Origin of the sequence: Vibrio sp. V10_P2A27P122, from assembly GCF_963874335.1 — a bacterium.
Lineage (GTDB): Bacteria > Pseudomonadota > Gammaproteobacteria > Enterobacterales > Vibrionaceae > Vibrio > Vibrio anguillarum.
The window spans coordinates 1-7,323 of sequence record NZ_CAWNHY010000068.1; the positions used below are offsets into that span (position 1 = coordinate 1).

Annotated in this window: 6 protein-coding genes and 1 pseudogene; 1 reads left to right on the top strand and 6 read right to left on the bottom strand. The window is 44.1% G+C overall.

Annotation, left to right across the window (positions count from 1 at the left end; translation table 11 throughout):
* Positions 1–39: 39 nt before the first annotated feature.
* The 3 genes from rsgA to AACQ17_RS03945 are packed head-to-tail and all read right to left on the bottom strand — an operon-like array spanning position 40 to position 2,527.
* Positions 40–1,077 carry a ribosome small subunit-dependent GTPase A gene (rsgA, locus tag AACQ17_RS03935; RefSeq protein WP_094147354.1) on the bottom strand — a complete coding sequence of 346 codons (1,038 nt, stop codon included), beginning with the start codon at positions 1,075–1,077 and terminating at the stop codon, positions 40–42.
* A gap of 9 nt (positions 1,078–1,086) precedes the next feature.
* Positions 1,087–1,338: an acetyltransferase gene (locus tag AACQ17_RS03940; RefSeq protein ID WP_094147353.1), complete on the bottom strand. Its 252-nt coding sequence runs from the start codon at positions 1,336–1,338 to the stop codon at positions 1,087–1,089.
* 10 nt (positions 1,339–1,348) lie between these two features.
* Positions 1,349–2,527, bottom strand: coding sequence for a MerR family transcriptional regulator (locus AACQ17_RS03945; RefSeq protein WP_094147352.1), 1,179 nt, complete (start codon positions 2,525–2,527; stop codon positions 1,349–1,351).
* Positions 2,528–3,076: 549 nt separating this feature from the next.
* Between AACQ17_RS03945 and AACQ17_RS03950 the strand changes: the two genes are divergently transcribed.
* A complete protein-coding gene (locus tag AACQ17_RS03950; protein WP_094147351.1) occupies positions 3,077–4,777 on the top strand; it encodes a methyl-accepting chemotaxis protein in 1,701 nt (566 codons plus the stop codon).
* A gap of 67 nt (positions 4,778–4,844) precedes the next feature.
* Here the strand turns inward: AACQ17_RS03950 and AACQ17_RS03955 are convergent, their stop codons facing one another.
* The 3 genes and pseudogenes from AACQ17_RS03955 to AACQ17_RS03965 form a co-directional block, all read right to left on the bottom strand.
* Positions 4,845–5,675: a TerC family protein gene (locus AACQ17_RS03955; protein ID WP_017050009.1), complete on the bottom strand. Its 831-nt coding sequence runs from the start codon at positions 5,673–5,675 to the stop codon at positions 4,845–4,847.
* A 266-nt stretch (positions 5,676–5,941) separates the two neighbouring features.
* A complete protein-coding gene (locus AACQ17_RS03960) occupies positions 5,942–6,664 on the bottom strand; it encodes a ParB-like protein (protein ID WP_094147350.1) in 723 nt (240 codons plus the stop codon).
* A gap of 487 nt (positions 6,665–7,151) precedes the next feature.
* Positions 7,152–7,323 (bottom strand): annotated as a pseudogene (locus AACQ17_RS03965) (MarR family transcriptional regulator); the annotation flags it as partial.

Here is a 7,323-nt window from a genome sequence, read left to right on the forward strand (position 1 = left end):
GAGCAAATGGTTTGTGATTAATGATGATTCTTTAAATGGTTATCGAAACTTTTTAGCCGAGCGCGCTTTCTCTTGAACGGAGTTCACCATCTTCGTAAACGCACGATCTTTCGCTCTTCTCTCCGCCAATGTCGCACTGTTGTGGGCTTCTTCGCGCAGTAGCTTTTTGTAGTTGTCTAATCGTCTAGAGGATAGCTCTCCTCTTTCTACTGCTTCTCTGACCGCACAACACGGTTCATTCTCATGCAGGCAGTCACTAAAACGACATTGAGATGCGAGGGATTCAATATCGGCAAAGGTGAGTTGAATCCCTTCTTTGACATCGCTCAGTTGTAATTCTCGCATTCCTGGCGTGTCCATCAACAGACCACCTCTGGGTAACCATTTAATCACACGATGGGTAGTGGTATGGCGACCTTTGCTGTCTTGTTCACGAATATGGCCAGTTTCCATTTCATGGCGACCAAGTAAGCTATTGACCAGTGTTGATTTCCCGACACCCGATGAGCCGAGAAACGCAATGGTCTTGCCTTTCTGACAGTAATTTTCCAATACAGAAACGTCTTGGCTATCCAACGCGTTAACACAGTGAACGCTCAATAGCGGGTCAAGCTTTTGTACTTGCTCACGAATATCATCAGGATCAGGGCATAAATCGACTTTTGTCAGCACAATCACAGCTTGAGCACCCGCTTCATTGGCCAAAGCCAAATAACGCTCAATGCGATTTAAGCTGAAATCTTCATTGAATGAACTGACGATAAAAACACAATCAATGTTGGCTGCGATTAGCTGTCGCTTGAGAGTGCTGCCAGCCGCTTTGCGCTGGAATAAGGATTGTCTTTCGAGCACACGAAGTATTCGCTCGTGATCGAACACAACCCAATCGCCCACACATACCGCTTCGAGTTTCGGCGGGAGATTCAATCGCAACGTCCCGTTGTCACTCATCAAAACAACGTCAGATTTATGATGTTCGATGATTCGACCGAGCGAGCCGTTCTCTAACTCTTCTAAAGACAGTTGCTGCTGGAAAAAAGGTCGCATACCTAACTCTAGTAATGAAGGAGCGTTCATGTTCACCACCTACCAATAATAGGGATTGTCGAGGGCGGGTAAACATGTTGGTTTACCCGCAACGTGAGGGATCACTCCACTAACTAAAGATTGTGCAATAAACACATAAAGATCCTCATCTTTGGTTGGTAAAGTGAGAAAGTCTTCCACGAGTTTCGCAATTAATGCACCTTCTTCTTTACCTTCTGAATCCGAAAATGTGTCATTGAGCAGTGTAATGATTTCTTGAGCTTGTTCTTGTTTGTACAAAGCGTATTTCATATATCTATCTCTAGTTTGCAAGTTTTAAAATAAAGTACTGATAGGTAAAGTCTTTTGCAGCACTGTGCTCGTAAACTGAAATCTCTTTCTTAATGTCCAGTAACGCTTGGGACGCAGGCATAACAGCTTGTAATTCCTCAACTCGGCTTTGCAGCGGTTGCCAGTAGTTTTGCCATGCATCGACGCCTAATGAGAAGTGTCCGATCACGTCGTAGCCATGCTTTTTGAACAGAGCGAGCCGTTTAGGTATCGATTGAATGTCTGGGTAGTCTGCCAGCCAAAACTGTTTTGTCTCTTCGTCGGGAGAGTCAGTCAGCCAAACCAAATCACTCACCATCAATACGCCATTGTCTTTCAACAGCGGCTTCCATTGTTTTAGTGCGTTCTCCATTCCCATAATGTAGACGCAGCCTTCCGCCCAAATGGCATCAAAACATTTTGCTAGAAATGGCAGTTCCGTCATGGAGGCACAAACAGGAGAAATGCGCTCATGCAACTGTGCGTTTTGGATTTTTTTATCGAGTTGTTCGATGGCAATAGGCTCATTATCCACGGAGGTAATGTGCGCGGTACTGTTGTCAGCTAGTAGTAACGTTGAGATGCCAGTGCCACAACCAATGTCTAAAATATCGGTCATTGTCTGAGGTGACATTAATGAAATCGCTTTTAAAGAGTCCTTGTGACTTCCTGGCCCCCATCTTTCTAATGTTGCAAAGACTGTCATAAAGTCTTTCATGTAACTCTCGTGTTCGTTCATATCTTTTGATAACCACTTTAATCTGAGCGCTTCTTTTTCACTGTAACCCTGCGTACTTAACCAGTTTAAGTAAGCGCTAGGCGCACTTTGACTCAGGGAATGGTGTAACTCTCTTTGAGGGCGTTCCCCAAGTAATGCCAGTAGCAACTCACGAGCGTGGATTTTTTTATCAATTTCATGGTTGAGTTGCATCAGCCGATTTTCCAATAAGCTTCGGCTTAATTTGGCGTCCAAGCATTGTTCGCACTCTTTCAATGAGAGTCCTGCGCTTTGAAGTTGTTGAATTAAAAACAGTCGCTGCAAATCGTTTTCGCTGTAATAGCGATATCCATTGTCAAGGCGCTGGCCGTTAATCAGCCCTAACTTCTCGTAATAGAGTAAGGTGGTGCGAGAGATCCCCGCCTTTGCTGCCAGTTCCGAAATCAAATACATGTGAGATTTGACCTAGATGTTGTTTGTATGTCGAGAGTATGAACTATGGAGTAGTAGACAGGTCAAGTGGCCGTGTTCGAATTTTTCGCTAACAGTGGCAGAAGTGAGGGGATGGTGGTGAGGACTGCGGATGATTTTGAGATATTAGTCGGTAGCTAGTAGCCAGTTTTCAATACCAGAGCTTATTTATGAATAGATAAATTAGCAAAATCACTGGCAACCTATTGTCCAAATTCCTGTTAGCAGATGCGATACGAATATAAACCTAACCAATGAAGAGCTGGTAATTGCTCGTGAATGTGTAGAGCGCATCTAACGCCGTAGACCTTGTTCCCTATCTTAAAGCCTGAACCCAAGCGTTCGGGCTTTTGTCTTTAACACACTGACTGATAAGTAAAAGCAGAGTTTTCTACTCGCTTGAACAGATATGACCTCTAGTTACTTAGTATTAGGAATAGTGTGTTTTAGGTTTTACTAAACTATCTTTAACAGCATAACAATATTCATATAAACGAATGGCTTTAATGATTGTGTTTGGAGAGTGCATTTATGCAGTGGATTAAAGACTTATCGATTACCCAAAAAATGATTTCGCTAATTACGCTAATGCTGTGCCTAATTGTTGGTGTTGCAAGCTTTAGCGCTGTAAAAATGAATCGTATTGCGCTCGAAATTGAAGAAATCGCGGATGAAAGTATTCCTTTAATCCGGTTGACGTCGGATATCACCATCAAACAGTTGGAAAGCTCTATCGTGTTAGAAAAGGCTTTTCGACTGGCTAAAATCCCTGTCGAAGGCAACTCACAAGCGCTGAAAGACCTTACTCAGAAGACAGAAAACATCGCAAAAGTGTTGGAGTCTGAATTGACACAAGCGAAGCAAATACTCAGTGATGCAAAGAAGCATCGTCAAGCGAAGGGTGTTGATCAAGAGAGCCAAAACCGATACCAAACATTTGAAGCGTTAGAACGTTCTTATCACCAGTATGAGGTGGCTTTATTTCAATTACTCAAGCGCTTAAATAGTAATGAGCCAGTAGAACAACTTGCGCCGCAAGCACTCGCACTAGAAAATATGCAAAAGTCATTTAATACCGAAATTGAACATTTTCTACGCGATTTAGAGCAAAAAACAGCAACCTCTATTCTCATTACTGAGGATGAAGAACACAGAGCATTGCAGGGCACAATAACATTAGCTGTCGTTTCGATAATTCTTGGCCTTGTGATGGGGACGTTACTCAGCCGTCAAATTGTTCGCTCTGTGCTAAAAGTGAGAAATATAGCGGCTAAAATGGCAAATGGTCATTTTGATCAGCACATTGTGCCAGAGTCAAAAGATGAGATCGGCCAGTTGACGCAAAGTATGAACACCATGGCGGACTCGTTGAGTAAAACCGTTGGTGAGGTGATTCAAAGAGCAAACAGCATTGCAGGGCTGGTGACGGAATTAAATGTGTTGGCAGAGAATAACCGTAAAGCGATGCTTGTACAGCAAGAGAGCACTCAGCAAGTTGCGGCTGCAATGGAGCAAATGGCATCAACGATTACAGAAGTGGCGAGTAATGCTGAAGGTGCAGCGGAGTCGACTACTCGTGCAGATAACAGCGTTAAAGCGGCTTGTGAAACGACAGATGTGACACAAAAAATCTCCCATCAATTGGTGATTAACGCGGCTAACTCACAGAAAATGATCTTAGAGTTACAAGACAGCACACATAAAATTCAGAATTTCGTTTCAGTAGTTGATTCGATTTCAGAGCAAACCAATTTGTTGGCACTCAACGCTGCAATTGAAGCGGCAAGGGCGGGTGAACAAGGAAGAGGATTTGCGGTTGTGGCTGATGAAGTGCGCGCTTTGGCTTCTCGCAGCCAAGAAGCGACTCATGAAATCAGCAGTTTGATCCAAGTGTTGGTGAATAAAGCTCAAATTGCTGCAAAATCGATAGAAGATAATGACCAGCAGATCAGCGAATCATCAACACTCGTCGATAGTGCAAAAGCTCAGCTCTATTCGATAGCGGGAGCGTTAGACGAACTGATGCAATCTAACTTGCAAGTCGCCTCCGCCAGCGAGCAGCAAGCCGTGAGTGCTGAAGAAGTCAGCCAAAATTTGTTGGGTATTCGTGATTCAGGCGACAAAGTATTAGTGAGCACGGAAGAAACTGCTAACGCTAGTAATGATTTATCACAGCAAGCCAATGATTTAAAAGCGTTAATGAGCCAGTTTAGTGTGCGTAAATTAGCTTAACGTCAATAGTATTCGGATAGAAGAAAGGGCGACGTTGCTGTTCGCCCTTCTGATATTAATTATCTCTTCAATGCGCTGAGGACTTTGACCTTAGTAAAGGCATGGGCCTTTTTAACGAATATGGTTTTGACGTATGTAGCTTTGACGTAGACGTATATAGCTTTAACGGACGTAGCTGCTTAATCTGGATTGCTTGTTTCTTCGCCCATTGAATATGACAAATCTCCATTGCCAAACCAAACGCCATCGCAAAATAGACGTAGCCTTTATTGATGTGCAGCTCAACACCTTCCGCGATTAACAAACCGCCCAGCATCATTAAAAACAGTAATGCCAGCGTTTTAAAACCCGGATAACGGGTGACTAAGGCGTTAATGCGCGCTGCGGTTAATATCATGATCACCGCAGACGCTAAAATGGCCGCGACCATGATAGGAATGTCGTTAGTTAGACCCACCGCAGTGATTACCGAATCCATGGAAAATACCGCGTCAACCGCGACAATTTGCAGTAATACGACCGCAAGGCCAGCACTTACTGTCGTCGTATGTGAATGCTCATCAGGCATTAGCCAGTTCCACAACTCTTTTGCTGCTTTGAATAACAGAAAAGCACCGCCGAAGATGAGGATAAAATCTCGTCCAGATAATTCGTTGCTAAACCAAACGACTATCGGTGCAGTTAACGACATCAGCCAACTGATAGAAAAAACCAAACCAATCCGAGCGGTAACTGCTAACAAAATGCCTAAGTTACGCGCAAGCGGCCGCTGCTGAACGGGGAGCCGTTCACACAAGACGGAAATGAACACTACATTATCAACGCCAAGAACCACTTCTAAAGCAAGCAGTGTGGCAAATATCGCCCAAGTTTCGGGTAGTAGGAAGAGTTCTAACATGTGGCCTCCTTAAATAAGGGGGCACGGTGAAGGGGGGGATCAGTAAATATTGGTCGCCTGAAGGGGTCGTCCATTGTCAATAAAAGCCTCTGTTGCTAAGGAAGCGACAGTAAATCATTGACTGAACCACAAGACAAGAGGGCGATTTGTAACAAAATACATATTCATCTTATCGAACAACGCCCTACGAGCGATTTGTTCGCTCGCAGGCTAATTGTATCTTCAAAATGATGAGTCTTATTTAAATCTCGCTTTGCGATAGAACCTTAGTTTGCCGTGTTGATGAGGTGGCGCATAGTTGAACATTGCTCTCCGGGGTAACCAGGCAGAGCCTTAGCGGCTGAGCTACATGCCAGTTGTGCCGCTTGTTCGAGTCGTTCTGGGAGCGTACTCGCATTGACTGGCACCCAATTCATTTGCTCCCCAAGCCAGCTAGCCCAAGCAAACTCAACAAAATAAACCTGTTCATGCTTGCTGTAATAACCTGCATCTTGTAGTTCACCTGCCAAAGAGCGGTAGGGGTAGTCGGGTAGCTTACTTATGTGTGCAGGTAATTGATCGGGAGTTAGCGGGGCTCCTTTTTCATCGCGCAGCCATGTCCAGTGGTTGCCTTGCATGTCTTGCCAAAAGCTCTCCTTGTTGTCGAGGTGAGCAAGGATGTGGACGGTCACCTCTTTCACACCTTGCTGCCAAAGCGCCTTGGTTAGATGATGTCGGTCAACCAACCAATATTGGCCATCAGCATCTACGATTACCGGGATCTTTTTCTTTTTCATGTACTTCTTAAGTTGTGCTGGGCTTTTTGTCGCCAGTTTGGCTTGTGTTTTATCAACTTGTTGTTGACCAACCCCGGCCTGAGTGGGGTGTAGCTGATTAATATCCAGGCTGCACCAGTCCCCGATGCTACTGTCTGGCCCGCAAGGAGCGAGTGCCCATGCTTCCTGACTGATGATTGCGGCGGCAAGCAATATCCATCCTTTGCTCAACATACTATTCCTTTTGAATGATGACGGTACCAATGCAATCAAATGCATTGTTGAGTATTCAATATGTAAAAGTGAAAGTTTAGCCTTCACCGACCCTCTGCCTTGCATTGTAGGAGTTTGAAGCCTAACGGTACAGAAAACATCGATAAGGTGTTGGAGAATTTATCAGTCGGTATATAGTTTGATAAAAATCATATGGTTACAGTGAGGGTATGAAGTTATAACTTTGAATGAATTCATTAAAGTTTATCATTTTGAGTGTGCTTCTGAGTAGAGTGATTAGCGAGCCGTCAACACACTTTTGCCCCGTTATGTTCCTCCCCCTTTCAGGGGGAGGTTAGGAGGGGGTGCTGCTAGCAACCAACCAAGAAACACCCCTCCCTTTGAAGGGGAGGGAATTAGTTTCGTGAGCGTTGAGAGTATGCTATTTATGATGAGCGATATAGTTTGCTGAAACATGTGATATCCACTACAACCCCCAAAATTCTCTTTATTCGTTTTCCTCATAAATCAATACCTTGCGTAGTAAATCGGCAAGTTGATCTTGTTCTTTTTTAGTCAATACATTCAGCATTTTATCCATGTTTTCAACATGATCGTTTAACGCAGTATCAACACACTTAACACCTTTTGAGGTCAAAGTGACTTTGCAGCTTCGCCGG